Source organism: Natrinema hispanicum (genome assembly GCF_004217335.1).
GTDB lineage: Archaea > Halobacteriota > Halobacteria > Halobacteriales > Natrialbaceae > Natrinema > Natrinema hispanicum.
In genome coordinates this window covers 1-14,281 of sequence record NZ_SHMP01000011.1, presented here as the reverse complement: position 1 = coordinate 14,281, position 14,281 = coordinate 1, and the positions used below count along the sequence as shown (strand labels likewise).

Annotated in this window: 13 protein-coding genes; 7 read left to right on the top strand and 6 right to left on the bottom strand. The window is 53.2% G+C overall.

All coding sequences use genetic code 11. From position 1 onward, the window contains the following. Nucleotides 1-18 precede the first annotated feature (18 nt). Entirely contained in the window at nucleotides 19-924 is a 906-nt protein-coding gene (locus BDK88_RS20570; RefSeq protein WP_130501992.1) for a hypothetical protein, read from the bottom strand. 430 nt (nucleotides 925-1,354) lie between these two features. Here BDK88_RS20570 and BDK88_RS20565 point away from each other — a divergent pair, with 430 nt between their 5' ends. Further along, complete coding sequence (locus BDK88_RS20565) at nucleotides 1,355-2,497, top strand: DUF4238 domain-containing protein (protein WP_130501991.1); 1,143 nt, start codon at nucleotides 1,355-1,357, stop codon at nucleotides 2,495-2,497. Between the two features lie 389 nt (nucleotides 2,498-2,886). Here the strand turns inward: BDK88_RS20565 and BDK88_RS20560 are convergent, their stop codons facing one another. Together BDK88_RS20560 and BDK88_RS20555 are read right to left on the bottom strand one after the other, a co-directional pair. Beyond that, nucleotides 2,887-3,525, bottom strand: a complete 639-nt coding sequence (locus BDK88_RS20560; protein ID WP_130501990.1) for a hypothetical protein — start codon at nucleotides 3,523-3,525, stop codon at nucleotides 2,887-2,889. Nucleotides 3,526-3,530: 5 nt separating this feature from the next. Next, the gene (locus BDK88_RS20555) at nucleotides 3,531-4,145 is read right to left on the bottom strand and encodes a hypothetical protein (protein ID WP_165397022.1); all 615 of its coding nucleotides are present in this window, start codon (nucleotides 4,143-4,145) and stop codon (nucleotides 3,531-3,533) included. 204 nt (nucleotides 4,146-4,349) lie between these two features. Between BDK88_RS20555 and BDK88_RS20550 the strand changes: the two genes are divergently transcribed. After that, nucleotides 4,350-4,937, top strand: a complete 588-nt coding sequence (locus BDK88_RS20550) for a hypothetical protein (protein ID WP_130501988.1) — start codon at nucleotides 4,350-4,352, stop codon at nucleotides 4,935-4,937. Nucleotides 4,938-5,206: 269 nt separating this feature from the next. On the opposite strand, the gene BDK88_RS20545 is transcribed toward BDK88_RS20550, so the two are convergent. After that, nucleotides 5,207-6,841, bottom strand: coding sequence for a DUF7845 domain-containing protein (locus BDK88_RS20545; RefSeq protein WP_130501987.1), 1,635 nt, complete (start codon nucleotides 6,839-6,841; stop codon nucleotides 5,207-5,209). A 473-nt stretch (nucleotides 6,842-7,314) separates the two neighbouring features. Here BDK88_RS20545 and BDK88_RS20535 point away from each other — a divergent pair, with 473 nt between their 5' ends. Beyond that, nucleotides 7,315-8,250: an ArdC-like ssDNA-binding domain-containing protein gene (locus BDK88_RS20535; RefSeq protein ID WP_130501986.1), complete on the top strand. Its 936-nt coding sequence runs from the start codon at nucleotides 7,315-7,317 to the stop codon at nucleotides 8,248-8,250. A gap of 75 nt (nucleotides 8,251-8,325) precedes the next feature. Then, the gene (locus BDK88_RS22455) at nucleotides 8,326-8,460 is read left to right on the top strand and encodes a hypothetical protein (protein ID WP_394342684.1); all 135 of its coding nucleotides are present in this window, start codon (nucleotides 8,326-8,328) and stop codon (nucleotides 8,458-8,460) included. A 57-nt stretch (nucleotides 8,461-8,517) separates the two neighbouring features. Here BDK88_RS22455 and BDK88_RS20525 read toward each other — a convergent pair whose 3' ends face one another. Further along, a complete protein-coding gene (locus BDK88_RS20525) occupies nucleotides 8,518-8,745 on the bottom strand; it encodes a MarR family transcriptional regulator (RefSeq protein WP_130501985.1) in 228 nt (75 codons plus the stop codon). Between the two features lie 165 nt (nucleotides 8,746-8,910). Here BDK88_RS20525 and BDK88_RS20520 point away from each other — a divergent pair, with 165 nt between their 5' ends. Then, on the top strand, nucleotides 8,911-10,620 hold the full coding sequence (locus BDK88_RS20520) for an ATP-binding protein (protein ID WP_130501984.1): 1,710 nt from the start codon (nucleotides 8,911-8,913) through the stop codon (nucleotides 10,618-10,620). Between the two features lie 123 nt (nucleotides 10,621-10,743). Here the strand turns inward: BDK88_RS20520 and BDK88_RS20515 are convergent, their stop codons facing one another. Then, nucleotides 10,744-11,016 (bottom strand): hypothetical protein, encoded by a 273-nt coding sequence (locus BDK88_RS20515; RefSeq protein ID WP_130501983.1) that lies wholly within the window; start codon nucleotides 11,014-11,016, stop codon nucleotides 10,744-10,746. 745 nt (nucleotides 11,017-11,761) lie between these two features. On the opposite strand from BDK88_RS20515, the gene BDK88_RS20510 reads away from it, so the two are divergent. Further along, nucleotides 11,762-12,916 carry a hypothetical protein gene (locus BDK88_RS20510; protein WP_130501982.1) on the top strand — a complete coding sequence of 385 codons (1,155 nt, stop codon included), beginning with the start codon at nucleotides 11,762-11,764 and terminating at the stop codon, nucleotides 12,914-12,916. Nucleotides 12,917-13,195: 279 nt separating this feature from the next. Beyond that, on the top strand, nucleotides 13,196-14,281 hold a 1,086-nt coding region (locus BDK88_RS20505; protein ID WP_130501981.1), incomplete at its 3' end, for a DUF262 domain-containing protein.

Here is a 14,281-nt window from a genome sequence, read left to right as displayed (position 1 = left end):
TCCAGAAGACTATCACCGCTACTCTGAGCCAACTTCAGCCATCCCCTGCTTGAGAACAGTGTTCGCTGTTCGCCTCATCATTCGAAGAGATGGTATCTCTAACTCGTCACGGTCAAGTATTCCAGCGACATCCTTCCCCTTATCTGGGTGCTTCACCCTGTTAACCATCTTACGCCACTTCTTAGCCTGTTCCTCGCTCGTCGCAGTATTCTCAGCGATCAGTTGATCTTTGTCCCCGTACTTCCCAGAGAACAGAACGTTTTCGCAGACGTAGTACAGATTGGCAGCAGCAGTCCAGAGATCAGACGACAGTGCATCATCGTACATGTGAAGGGCAATCCGAATATCCATCTCCGCATCAGTTGCAATCTGCTTTGATCGGTACTCTCTGACTTGCTCAAAGACCGATACCACGTCACCAGTGATTTCAACCTCTTTTGGGATCTCATTCATCCCGAGTAATGCTGTAGCAATGTTCCCCGACGAAAGATCGCCTCGATAGTTCAACGCACCTCTTTCATACTTATACGCTCCTCCAATCACCTGACCAGGGTTCTGCGAGAAGAAGACCGGATCATCCGTACACAAGTTAAGAGCAATCAGCAAATCGAAAATATCGGCGTGTTCCCGGAGAGGCGGGTCGATGTTCTCAAGCAGGCCCCGTGAAATGACCCACCAATGATGACCGGGATTATCTACGGTCTTATCGACTCGTATCTCCCTGTCGCTGGTGACCTTTGTCTTTCCGTGATAGGCCTGCTCGTTAACCCACAACTTGACTGTTTCATACTGTTCAAATGCTAAAGACTGTAATCCTGGACACCGGATGACCTCAACCTGCTCCGCCTTTTTATCAACTCGTGACTGGTTTCCTGTTCGTACTTGACTTAAGGGACGAAGATAAGAGGGAATGAACGTCGTCATATTCAACGACTATCAAGTCAGACAGCCAAAAATATTCCCACCACTCAATATAGCTTGGTGGAAAGGCGAACCGAGATAGCATTTCAGTTCCCGAATTGCGCTGTTGGTGATCAGTGTACCTCGAGTTCCGGATAACGGCAGCCTCAAAACCCAGTACGGAGACGACATCTATGGACGCGACGACATCACCCCCTGAATACTTCTGGTGTCGAGTCCGGAGCCACGTCATCCACGGAGGATCCAGCGTCACTACTACAGAGATCAGTAGGGACTGCAACGCCCTCCTCGTACTCCTCCAAAGGCTTCTACGGAAATCCTGCTCGAAGGTAATACCGCAAGTCTCCATGGAATGACGGATCTCGAACCGAACGACTTCGTCTCCCGCTGAAACCCTTTTTAACGCCTGAATCGCTACTTGTGACGTAAGAGGATGCCGGAGAAGAAGAACCAGCACTATGTTCCCAAGCACTACCTCCGTGCCTGGGCCACGGACGGAAAACTCAACGTCTTACCCCTCTCCGCCGGAAAGATATTCCCCGATACTACTGACTCAGTTTGCTCCCGGAACTACTTCTACGGAAACCCTCCAGTCGTAGAAGACGAGCTGGCGAACCTCGACGGCTACCACGCCCACCCATTCAGAGAACTCCGTAACGGAGACGACTTGACCGATCTCTCCCAGCAGCGTATCGAACTCCTGCTCTCTTTCATCACCACCCAACGCACTAGAAGCCGGGCGACAAAGGAGGACATCGAACAGGGCTACGACTTCCTGAAAGGCGCCGTCGAAGACGACATGGGTGCCGACAGGTATGGAGACAAGATAGAGTGGAAAGACGACTTCGACGAAGAAGAAAAAATGGAGAAACTGGTTGAAGCCCATCTCCTCGGCGTACACCACTTCCTCATTGCCCAGGGCATTTTCGGCTACATCGGAATCAAAGATCTCGACGGAGTGATGCTGTGCAACGTCACCGATCAGGAGTTCATCGTCTCAGACGCCCCAATGGTTCTCGACATCCCACAGTATAAACACCAACTCGGCCTAGTTCCTGCAGGCATAGGAAACCGTGGCCTAAAAATCTACTGCCCGGTTGACCAGCACCGTATCCTGCTCCTCTACGATCCAGATGTCTACCGGTTCGACCAGAACTCCAAGAGACAAGTCCTAATCAAAAACGAAGAAGTTGTTGATGAGCTGAACCTGCTGCAGTTTCACAACGCCGAGAGCATCGTCATGTTCAATGGCAGCAGGGAAGATTACATTCTTGACCTGTACGATCGGATCGACGAGGTCCGGCGGAGAGAAGAGATCACGACGACACGGGAAACAGAGGACATGGGCGAGTTCGAAATGGAGGAGGCACCGGCCTACCAGGTTCCGAAGATTTCGCCCGATCTTCCCGGTTGCACGCCGCTTGACGGAGTCAGGTACATGAAGCGACGTCCAGCCTCGGAGATAGAGAAGGAACGGCAACTTGTCCATACCATCTTCAATGAGGTGAACTGGGCGTCCGACATTGCCGTGATCTACTGCATTAGACTCCTCGAACAACTTCTGGACCTTCAGTAACCGTGCTGACTCAACACCCGTATTATCTAATATAAGGGGCAGCGTTAGGTTCGCAGACGTGATTACCGGACTCATTGTGTCCGAGAATTCGGTGAGAGTCGGACAGAATTGATTTCATCTTCCCTCTTGAGTACCCTGAGCGAGCTAGATTTCATCAGATCCTATCCGGAATGCAGGCAAACCGGACACTATGAAGCAGAATCGAAGTTCTTGAATTGACACCTATGTGAGATATTGAATTGCTTTGCTCTATTGAATAACAGTGTTTTGATGAGGAACCACACCCGGATTTGACTTGTAGATCGCTGACGCGAGTAGCCTCAGAATCGACGTTGCTTCATTTCCGCTCAGAAGTGCTATTCAACGCGGCAGATTATGTAGGAGCGGAATCACCAGCCGAAATTTAGATTGATTTCAGATTCACTTGGATCATCCTCATCCTTATCTATGAATAATGTCCGGCGGAGAAGATGGTTCCCTCTTCTCCCACCAGTCACTGTTGACTGAACAGCATCTTGGACTTCTCGAATACTAAAGTCATCTTCATACGGGAAGATTTGGTTCTCCACAGTATAATATTCGAATACGCCATTCTCATCACTATGGAGTAGAGTATTATTATGTCCAGAAGACAAGAACATGAATGTATATGCTTTGAGTGCATCCATATCACCTCTTGGAAGACGTTCAAGAAGCATCTTCGCTGCCCTTCTTTTACGTACTGTGTCATCGAGGTCCTCTTGACCCTCAAGTAGTCCGTCAACAATCGATTCATCTAACTGATTAGCAACATTCCCCGTCACGGACAATGCGTAGACGACGTAGAAAAATTCCAGATCAGGATGTCCGGCAATCATATAAACACTATCTTCCTCACCGACGCAAGTGTGTCCAGTTAGTTCATATTCCTCTCCTCGAACCTCTACAGTTAGAGATCCGACATTTTCTTCGCTGATCTCATCCCCAATTGCATGGACATATTCCGCGATCGTATCTAATGCTTGGTCAAATTCTTCTGAACTAGGCATTCAAATCACGCCATTGCGGCAGTTGTTGGATCGATAGAATGGCTTGTTTTGCCGTCCTTATCGAAGGTATTCGAGGCTTCTTCTTGCTCTTCATCGAACTTGATAATGTTTCCGCTGAACTCTGCAGAGGCCACCCCTTGGTTCTTCCAGACTGGAGGGATATCGTGGCGGGGGTTGCGTTCCGTGTTCTTCACCTTTGACCGCTCACTCCCGGCAATCTGGACTCCGAGTGGTGTTAAACGAATTTCCCCCTCAAGGAGTTCCACCCACCCCAATGCTTCCATCTTTTCCACAGACTCTGTGTGGTTCTCGAGGACTTCCGAATGTTCCTCGAAACTTAGTGGTTGGGTAGCTCCACCTTTTAGTTCCGCATTGTTGAGCAGATAGACAGCGATTGCTCTGGTGGTATTTGCGAACAAACGGGTGACTGCAGACGATTTTCTTCCAACAGTGACTCCTTTGTCATCGATTTCGATTTTCGGCGCGATTTTCTGTTGAGTCTCAATTGCTTGCGCATACTTCCGAGCCGTCGCCCACGAGAGGCCCGTTTCCTCTGCAATCTTGTTTATTGGGACTGTCTCATCCGAGCAGTAATTTAGATGCCAGGCGATACGTTCCATTGCTTCTGCCGGACTAGTCCGTCCCATGGTCTCATTATAGTGAGAAGCCACTATGGAAGTTAAGCCTTGTGTTGATATACAGACTATCCCACCCCCTGTATTTTTATTTGTTAAGTGTGAATTCCTTCTGTGTCGTGGAATAACGAACAAGTGCTCCAAATCACGGATCGTCTTGGCCGTGAAGCCACTCTCTGGCTATTAGTCATGTCATCTGGGAGGAAGGCTGGTAAAAATATGGCCCGGAACTATAATAATTTCCCCGGGAAAATTCAATCCTACGCTAAAAGCCACGATATTGAGATTCCTGATGAAAGTGAAATTCGGGGAGGGTATAAACGCCTGCGTCGTGCCCAAATTCCAGACTTGCAGGGTAGTACAGACACTGTTATCCTCGGTGATAAAGAAGATTATATTAAGCTCACAGATCACGGATTAACACTAGTCACTCTCATCGATTCCCACGAAGACCTGAGAAGAGAGGTAAAGAGACAAATTGGTGTTGAGGTCGATCAAGAAGAACCATGGTGGCCCCATGAATACAATGAAGACGAAGCTGCGATTCGAATGGAGGCAACCTCAGAACGTCCTTCTGAGGATACAGAGGAATACGAAATAGAGGCAAAAGCAGAATTCATTTGCCCGTGTTGCGAGTCAGAAGTTACCCACACCTATACTTTTGAGGAACCCGTTGAAACTTGGTCTAAGACTGTATGGACAGATTGTCCAGGATGCGAGATTGAATGGAGCCATATCGCTGGAAACCCCCATCAAAAACCAGAACCGCGTGAGTGAGTTCTACACTAGGTTTGACTGAATTTAATTAAATTTAATTCTATAGAACAAGGGTTCGGCTTGAGGAACAATATCGAGAACCGTTCAAATTCCGGTTGGCGGTGTTGTATTCCTTATTAGGCGTGTCCCTAAGGGGGACATCAGCAAAACACATTCCTGGCTCTCCGAGCCGTGCCCCCCCGGGGGGTGGACCACCGAGCTATGCAGAAAGAAGCAGCTTTTGCTGGGAAGCCGCCGCGATAGATAGTGTTGCCACTACCGAGGCTGGTTCAGCTGAGGTGATGCCACGCCACTGAGGCGAAGGATTTCGTCTCAGTCTTGTCGATCGACCGGAGACCAGAGTCGATCTCTTTCTTGTATTGGACCTTAGCCATCCGGTATCGGTCCTCTGGCATGTCGGCAGCAGTCCACAGTTCGTAGCCTTCCCGAAGCTTTCGCCTGATATCGTCTACAACACCGAACTTCAATCGAAGTTCGTCTCCCTCACGATCTCGGATATCGATATCGTGTTTTGCAGCCCAAGCGATGAACGTACTTGTCGATTGATCGAGCCCTCGTTCGGCTGCTTCGATGGCTTTAGCACCAGCTTCCGCAGCTCGTCTGGTCGCTTCTCTGGCCTCTGTCACTGCATCATGGACGAGATCGGCGATGTACTTCGACCGCAGAGAGACCTTCCCGTATTCTCGCTCAACCAGGTCCGGAATCCTGTTGAGAGCCCTACGAACGCTCCCTGGATGACGGCCCGTTTCGTCGGCGATGTCTTGGGGGCTCACTTCGCCACCGTCGGTTACCAGAACCTCGAGAGACTCCCATGCTGTCGGGGCGATTCCGTCCGCGAGATGCTTGATGACGACTGACTCTTGCCGGTGCTTGATCTGCGTGAAGTCCAGTTCGACGATGTCACGATCTCGGTCGGAGTTCTCGGGCGCGAAGTATGCATCTTCGACGTAGGTACCGGCACCTGATCGAAGTGGAAGACCGGCTTCCGCAAGGACGCTGAGAAGTGTCTCTTCGAGTTCTCGATTGAGACGTTCGATATCGTTCGGTGATGCATCGAGTTGATCCTTCCAGAACGATCGCTGGTAGGACACGCCAACTTTCGGATGCGCTATCGAACGGTTACTATCGAGATCTACCGCGTGCTTCGTGTAATAGTGCTTCACCTCCTTCGGTAGCTCGTGCGACGGGAATGCCTCACGGACGCGATGTGGGCCGAGAGTCGCCGTGTGATAGTATCCAGGGCGATCTCGAGCACTCTCATCGATATCGTACTGAACGAGCTTGCGTCGTCCTGTGCGATCGTTCTCGAGTAAGTGGCCCAACTGGGCTATCGGACCATCGCGAGCATGCACTGGACCACTCTCGTTCTTGTCGACGCGCACGTATCGCTCGGCATCAAGAACTGTCGAGAAGTCGTGTAGCTCATCGAAGTATCGACTGTTGATGCCGACCGCGCGCGCCGCACGTTTGATCAACGATTGATAACGATCGAATTCGATATTCGATCCTTGAACGTGGAGGTTTACCCCTTCCTCGAGATCGTCGGGCACGGAGATTGTGCTACCGCCCTTGCTCCGCATTCCCTGCCAACGCGGCGCGATGTGAGTGTGGAACGACCGCTCACCGGCGATATCGTCGCCACTCTTTACGTTGAGTTCGAATTCGCGCATCTCCGCGAGGCGGAAATCAGTTCCAGTCGGGAGCTGGTCTCCCGGATGCTCGAGACCAGAATCTCGGTAGGATAGCGTCACGTTCCACGGTTCGCCCTCGAATTCGAATTCGGCGTGCTGGCTCCCGTCACCGTCCTTGATCCGACGGTCGCACGCGAAGAACGGATCGAGACCGTGCTCGGCGAAGAGGAAATGTGCCGCGAACTCGTGGGGCGCGGTCTCGATCAGTTGCACCCGCGCTCACCCCCCTTGCAAGCAACGGCATAGAGACTACTGAGTAGGGAGTTTGTCGTTCCGGCATGTAAACCGAGAAGGGAGTGCCGCCTCCCGGATAAAAACCTGTGACAGCGTCAACTGAACAGAGGTCCCCGTTGCAACAGACTCCCGAACATTGTCTCAGCAGACGTATCTCTGGATCCATGCCTGGAATAGTACAGCGGATAGCAGTCCATACGGAACACCCGCAACCCTTGCAGAAGTCAAGCCATTGCTAACCGGGCCAGCGTACGATGCATATCCAGCATCGCTCTTGAACAAGAGCGGAACGCCAGACGACGCGCCGATCAAAGTGGAAACCCCGGCGTCCGCTGACTGACGACTCTCCAACTGCTCGAGTCCGGCGTCTTTTTGAGACCCACTGAGGGGTGGAGGTCTTCTCGAGTTCAGTTCGATTCGATTCGATCCGACTCGGGAAGCAGTGATCGAACATGGCTACGAGCAGCAGCTCCCGGGAAACGTTCGATGATTCGGACACCCGGCACGATGAGATGCACAGTACGATCGAGGCGTGGGTCCAGGACCTCGTCGACGAGGTCAATGACGCCGTCTCGAGCGACCAGTTCACAGAGTGGTTGGATGTTCAGAGTCGGTTCCACGACTACTCGCACCGAAATACGCTGTTGATCAAACTCCAGTGTCCGCAGGCAACACGCGTTGCCGGCTACCGAACATGGCAAAACGAGTTTGATCGACACGTCAAAGAAGGGGAGACAGCGATCTGGATCTGGGCACCCATCATCGCGAAGCAATGTCCCGACTGTGGGAACTCGCCATCGTACCACGAGCGCAGTGACTGTGAGTACAACGAGACACCGCCGGACAGTTGGGAGAAAGGACTCGTGGGCTTTCGACCAGCGCCTGTCTTCGATATCTCACAGACTGACGGCGAGCCACTGCCCGACCCCGAGACTGAAGCGAGAGGTGACGCTGACAAGTTGGTTTCCGCACTCCTCGAAGCAGCAGACCCACTCGAAGCAGACGTAGAGATCGTGCCACCCCAGGACTGGTCGCACGGGAGTGCCAAGGGCGTCTGTGAGTACCGCCCTCAAGAGCAGCCACGCGTCACCGTCCGTGATCGCGAGAACGTCGCTGACCTCGCCGTCACGCTCGTTCACGAGTACGCCCACGCGCTGTTACACAGTGGCATCGACGACGAGGCTGAGCGATCGAAACGTGAACTCGAGGCCGAAGCGGTCGGCTACATCGTTGGGCGGTACTTCGGGTTGGATACGAGCGGCTCAGCGTTTTACCTTGCCGCGTGGCACGGTGACGAGCCCGAAACGATCCTCGATCGGCTTGAGCGAATCAGTTCGACTGCCCAAGAGCTAATCGACATCGTCGATGAGGTAACTGACAATAAGTGATCGACCGCTTTTGCTCGAGATCATTGATGCGCTCGAAAAACAGGACCCCAACGAAACGAGCATCAACTCCATCGGGTGACCGACGTCGAAGCCCTTGAGTGGCTTGTAGACTCGACGGGCCCACAGACTGATCTCGAGATTCGATTCTCGGTTAGTGAGTTCCGTGTGGTGGTGACATCATCTGATGTGGCCGTGCTCAAGACTTCGTAGAACAGGCTACCAAGACAAGGGTATCAGAGGATTCCCAAAAGTTCACGTGGACTATGGCTACTTCGCAAGCGAATAGAGCTTCTGACGGGCGTCTCGAAAGGACACTCGTTGCTCAACTAACTCCTTCTCCTCAAGCCGAGAGATCGCATATCGAACAGTCCGAGATGAAAGTCTGGTTTTCGTGACCAGTTCTTTCTGTGTGCACTCGCCCTCGTATTCCAGCGTCTTGTGGACCAACTTCGCACTCGGTGGCAAGTCCTCGAGCCGTTGTTTTGCGCTGCTCACTGTCTGTAGGACTTCTTCGAAGTAGACGCTATAGGTCGTTTCGCTTCGACAGTTCGACTCGTTCCTCGAGAGCACCGGGAGACTACGTCAGGTCGAACCGGAACTCATTCTGGCTGCCAAGTGACCGCACGGTTCGGTTTCTGTGGTGCCAGATGGGTGGACACCATGACAGACCATCCGACGCTTTCGGAATTCGCCACGAGCGAGGCAACTGACTCGAGGCCGGCCAACCAGCCATCGACAGACGAGACCGTAACGATGACCACTGACGAGCGGGTCGCAACGTACCTCATCGAGGATCAGATGGCGGATCTCACAGACGCGATCCGTGAAGCAGTCCAAAACGGCATCGACAGTCCTGGGTCATCCCGTGTGCTGGTCAGTATCTCGCCTGAACGATCGCTCATCTTCGATGACGGCGCTGGTGTTGACCTTGAGTCGACCGAAGGGCGACGCAACCTGTCGGTGCTTGGTGCAGGAAGCAAGCAACGAGCTGATGACGAGACGATCGGAGAGTGGGGTATCGGTAAGGGTGCGATCATTGCGAAGGGTGCCGTTCGTATCTGGAGTCACGACACCGCGCTGTGTTTCGACTACCGGGATCGACGCGACTCTGGGCCGTGGGCAGACGTCAGCAGTCGCGACGGCCAGCTCGTGGACGCTGAGCATCATCTCGAGGGGATGCTCGTCGAGATCGATCACTACGAAGATGAAGTGCCCGATCCGGACAGCTACCGCTGGCGGCGCTACGTTCGCGATCTTCGCAAGCGCTTCGCGTACGTGCAATCCCGAACCGGCGTCTCGGTCGTGATCAATGGCGAACCGGTCGACAAGGGCGATCCACTCGAGGCAGTGGCGGACTCACCACATCCGTCGCTCACGCGCGAAACCGAGGATGGGATCCTCGCACTCGAGTACACACCCCACGAGGGGCTCGATATCTACAGCAACGGTCTGTACGTGACGACGAAACGGGAGTACGGAGTCGGCGGAATCGTCGTCTCGAAAGGGAACTTAACGCTGAACTTTGCGCGCAACGACATCCAGTCGGGCTGTGAGCGCTGGCAGCGGATCGACAACGCACTCGAGCAGGCACGTGACGACCTGTACGCGGACGTCTCGGACGACCGGCTGACTGCCGAGAGTCGGGAAGTGATGATCGAGGCGATGGCGTCCGACGGCGATGATGCATCGGACGTGCAGTGGATCGATCGCAAGCTGTTCCAGCTAGCAACGGAGTCCCGTATCAGCCTCGAGGAGATCCAGGCAGCCCCAAAGATTGGATGGGCTGACGGAGCCCAGAAAGGCGCGGACAAACTTGTCGAGCGTGGCTACGTCGTCCTCAATACGAGCGATGCAGCGACGCAGCGGCTTCGCGACCTCGCCACTGACGAAGACACATCGATAACGGTGCCAGAGACGTTCGATGTTGGCGAGCAAGCAGAGTCAGAGGGCGTCTGGACTGGCTATCATCGCATTGAGGATGAGTCTCAGTTGAACGCTGATCAGCGGCGGTATCTCCGCTTCGCTCGAGTGCTCGCACGAGAACTTGGAATCGAGCGAGACGTGTACTACGGCGAGGCGAGTGCCGATGCCTGGACCGACGGCAGGACGTACATCGTGATCACCGACTCGACCGTGACGAGCCGCCAACGTGCGGTCTGGATGCACGACCTGTATCTCGTGGTGTTACACGAAGCCGCTCACGAAACCTCAAGTCAGGATCGTCCCTCGCACGGGCATCACTTCGAGAGTACATTTCGGTCGCTCGTGGAGGATCCGGATAATCGAAGTTCGTTCGCGAAGCTTGTCCAGCAGGTCGTCGACGAGGGATTCGAATCGGTGTTCAAAGAGTATCTGGGGGAGAGGCTCTAGCAGAACGTAGCCATCTCTTCTGGACAATTCCGGTAATGGAGCGGTGAGATGGAGGGTCGATTTGAAGAGACTGCAGTGGCTCGAGATCAGTATCGATATACAGGATAGCTCTTCGAAGAGTCGTTAACACTGCTCTTCCGGGGATGTGACCCGAAGTTCGTCTTCGACTTCGTAGAAGTAGCCTCGTTCGAGGAGGCGCGTAAGTGCGTGCTCGACGTCCCGTTGCTCGAGTGCTAACTCTGCATCGGCGATCAGCATATTGGTGGCGTCGTCGTAGTCGATCAATGGCACACTGCCTTCTCCATGGTCTGACCGACATGCCTGCGTACACAGCCGGTCGTAGCACTCGAGAATCCACTCCGGAAGTGGTGGCCGTGGATCTGTAACGCGAGCCATTGCAATTCTGTATGGTTGGTTCGACAGTCATCCGCTTAACAGTACCCGTCAAATCTGTTTCTCTCGCAGGTACAGACTGATTCCCCGTCTGATTGAAGTGACCGCCCGAGAATCACATACGGTTTCTCATCAACTGGTTTTCCTTCGAGAGACAATCCACCACAACCTGTGAAGTGGCTACAGGTGTCCTCGTTCATTGGGTCAGTGAGCGATGTGATGCGATTTTCTATCGCCCATAGGGGTGGAGGCGATTCTAAATGGAAGATTCAATTCAAGTGATAAGAGAAGACGGAACCACGAAAGAAATTATAGGCGTTGATCGAGATGACTGGGATGGACTCAGTGATCCCTGCCCAGTCTGTGGGAGTTGTGAATTTGATCATTTTGCTACTACTGGTGGGCATTTTGGCCGGCAAGGCACCTCCGTCATCGAGCGGACCGATTACTGGGACGCCAAGCGTCAGTTATTCACCCGGTGTCGTGGGTGCGATGAAGTGTTGTACAAACATCCTGCCTTTGACCTCCTCTTTGAATACAGTGGCAATTGCCCCGCTAAATAGCGGCGATCGAGTCCGAACACTGCTGCAGACAGACCAGTTCATGACTTCTCAACTCGGTTCCGCAGAGTTCACTCTCAGAGGGTGCTAGTCAACAAAGCAGAATATCCCCGTCGTAAAGCGTCTTTTTTTGCGCCAGCGATTGGTGCAGGCGCGGTTCAGAGCGCAACGCGCCTGTGGATGCTACGATGAAAGACCCAGAGATAGCTACGGTCTTCGCAGGCCTTGATGGACGTACCGACGCAAAACTTCCCAAGTGGTATGCCGACCGACACGGCGTCACCGACCCACTCAGCTTCAGTAAAGCCATTCGAGATTTGCCACAGGCAATCGATACGGCAGTCGCATACCGGAATCCCTACACTGACGAGTGGGTCGAGACAGAGCGGTTTAATGCAATCGTCGAGCCGTCGCGGTTACAAGCAGAAAAGGGTGATGCGGAGGCAAAGTCGTTGTTCCATATCCCCACGGACAGTTACGCGATCATCAATCCAGTCGATGTCTACGGCCCGTTGGAAGAGGTCCTCCGCGAGGAGACCATCGACGGGACGCCGCTGGGTGATGTGATGTTCGGCGAGATCCGACGCTACCGGGGCGGTGGCGAGGTCCACATGGACATCATGTTCGATGGCCTTGAGGTCCGGTTGCCCGGGCGGGTGGATCCGATCACGATGGGTGTGACCTCCGGCTACGACTTCTTCGGCGAACACGCCGTCTACGTGGAGGGATTCGCCCAGGATGGCCACTGCTCGAACTCGATGCGCTCACTCACCGACAAGGAGGTCATCAAGCACATCGGCGACATCCAGAACTTCCGAACGTGGTGGGAAGAGATTCTCGCACAGGTCGAACTCGTCGCCGACGACCTCTTCGAGTTTATCCGAGATGCTCAGGAGATCGATCTCGATTTCTCTGAGCTCCCATTCACCGTGACGGAGTTCTACAGCCTGCTCGGCTTCCCGGACTACCTGGCCGAACGCGCCGCAAGCGATGCAGAGGCCAACGCCGCCTCACCCATCGAGATCGACATGTGGACGCTGCACTCCGGCGCGACGTACGCCCTGACCCACTTCTTCCAAGGCAAGGAGGGGACATCACTCGATCAGTACGTCCGTCTCGCAAATGACATCCTGTTCAACCCCGAGGGGACGATCAAGCGCGTCGAACAGGCGTATGAACAACAGTTGGAGGGGGACGGTGACGACGGATCGCAGGCGTCACTCGCCGGCGAGCGAGCCCTCGCTAGCATCGAACGCGTCAGCTCTGACATACAGGAAAAAGTCAACCAGTTCGAAGAGCGCGAGGAAGCGCTTCGCGAGCGATTCCAAGAGGTGATGAGTTAACGACTCAGTTCGCAATCGAGTAGAAGCTCACCCTTTCAGATCTTCCTCGAGCGTTTCCTGATAGAGTTCGTCGATACGTTCGACCAAATCGTGGTTCGATACGATGTGCTCGTCGACGGCAGTCGCTATCGCAGCGACGTAGCCAGTGAATAAGTCGCCATGTTCCTCGAGGTCACGCTCGAAGATGTCTGCCGAGATTTAGTCAGCAACATTTTTCATCATTGTTCTATCTCAAGTTCGAATCTATTAACACGACTGAGTTAAATCTCTATGACGAATATGGGGAGCAATCTCGAGATATCTGCCTCTGAGGCCGATATTCAACATATCCTAAAAAAGAGTTACCGGTTTACTGTTCCAGATTACCAGCGCCTCTACTCATGGAAAGAGGCACAATGGACGGAATTTTGGAACGATCTGAACAATATTAGCGATGAAGATACGCACTTTCTCGGTTCGATCGTCGTAATCCAGTATAGAAAATCGATTGATGAACTAGACGAGATGGAGGTTGTAGATGGTCAGCAACGGCTCACAACGATCTCCCTTCTGCTCCGGGCGATGCAACAGTATTATGAAGACATAGGGGAACCGATTGCTGAGCAAATCCGAGAGACCTATCTCCATGAAGCAGATTTCGACATCAACGAGTATCCGAAACTAGAACTCAGTCGGTTCGACAACGATCGGTATCAGGAGATTCTCGATGGAGATCCGATGAACGTTCCGGAAGAAGAACAACTTCGGAAAGCCTACGACTTTTTCGCTGACAAGATAGAGGGCCTCGAGAAATCCGAGGTTGATCAACTCCGAAAACACCTCCTCGGTTCGATGACGCTCGTCGTTGTCGAATGTGATAGTGCCGGTTCTGCGTTCCGGTTGTTCGAGACACTGAATAACAGAGGACTGGAACTGTCCGCAGTCGATCTGATGAAGAACGCACTGCTCCAGGTCGCCTCCGAGAAGTATCCCGGTGGTGACGAGAGCGAAGAGTATGAGCAGATCCGCGACCAGTGGGAAAAGGTCCTCGAAAAGGTCGTTCACGAGATCAGCGAACCGGATCGATTCTTCCGGCACTATATCATGTCTCGACCAGTGCCGGATATCAATGGAAGTGTTACCTCTAGACAGCTGTATGAAACGTTCCGTAATATCATAGAGGAACGGCTTCCCACCGAAGGCGTCACCCTCGTCGACTACGTTGACGGGATGGTAGACCACGCCGATCTCTATGTTGGATTAACCGACGCAAACATCGATGAGTTTAGCTCGCGGCCTCAAAAGAAGATCAATCGCCGAATCAGGAACTTAAACGATATCCAGGCGTCACATGCACGGACAATCCTCCTCCGGGCATTTGACGAA

Excerpts from the sequence above, each read along its gene's own strand:
- BDK88_RS20555 (WP_165397022.1), bottom strand. The coding sequence starts at position 4,145 with ATGGAACGTATCGCCTGGCATCTAAATTACTGCTCGGATGAGACAGTC.
- BDK88_RS20565 (WP_130501991.1), top strand. The coding sequence starts at position 1,355 with ATGCCGGAGAAGAAGAACCAGCACTATGTTCCCAAGCACTACCTCCGT.
- BDK88_RS20515 (WP_130501983.1), bottom strand. The coding sequence starts at position 11,016 with ATGGCTCGCGTTACAGATCCACGGCCACCACTTCCGGAGTGGATTCTC.
- BDK88_RS20560 (WP_130501990.1), bottom strand. The coding sequence starts at position 3,525 with ATGCCTAGTTCAGAAGAATTTGACCAAGCATTAGATACGATCGCGGAA.
- BDK88_RS20510 (WP_130501982.1), top strand. The coding sequence starts at position 11,762 with ATGAAAGACCCAGAGATAGCTACGGTCTTCGCAGGCCTTGATGGACGT.
- BDK88_RS20520 (WP_130501984.1), top strand. The coding sequence starts at position 8,911 with ATGACAGACCATCCGACGCTTTCGGAATTCGCCACGAGCGAGGCAACT.
- BDK88_RS20535 (WP_130501986.1), top strand. The coding sequence starts at position 7,315 with ATGGCTACGAGCAGCAGCTCCCGGGAAACGTTCGATGATTCGGACACC.
- BDK88_RS20570 (WP_130501992.1), bottom strand. The coding sequence starts at position 924 with ATGACGACGTTCATTCCCTCTTATCTTCGTCCCTTAAGTCAAGTACGA.
- BDK88_RS20550 (WP_130501988.1), top strand. The coding sequence starts at position 4,350 with ATGTCATCTGGGAGGAAGGCTGGTAAAAATATGGCCCGGAACTATAAT.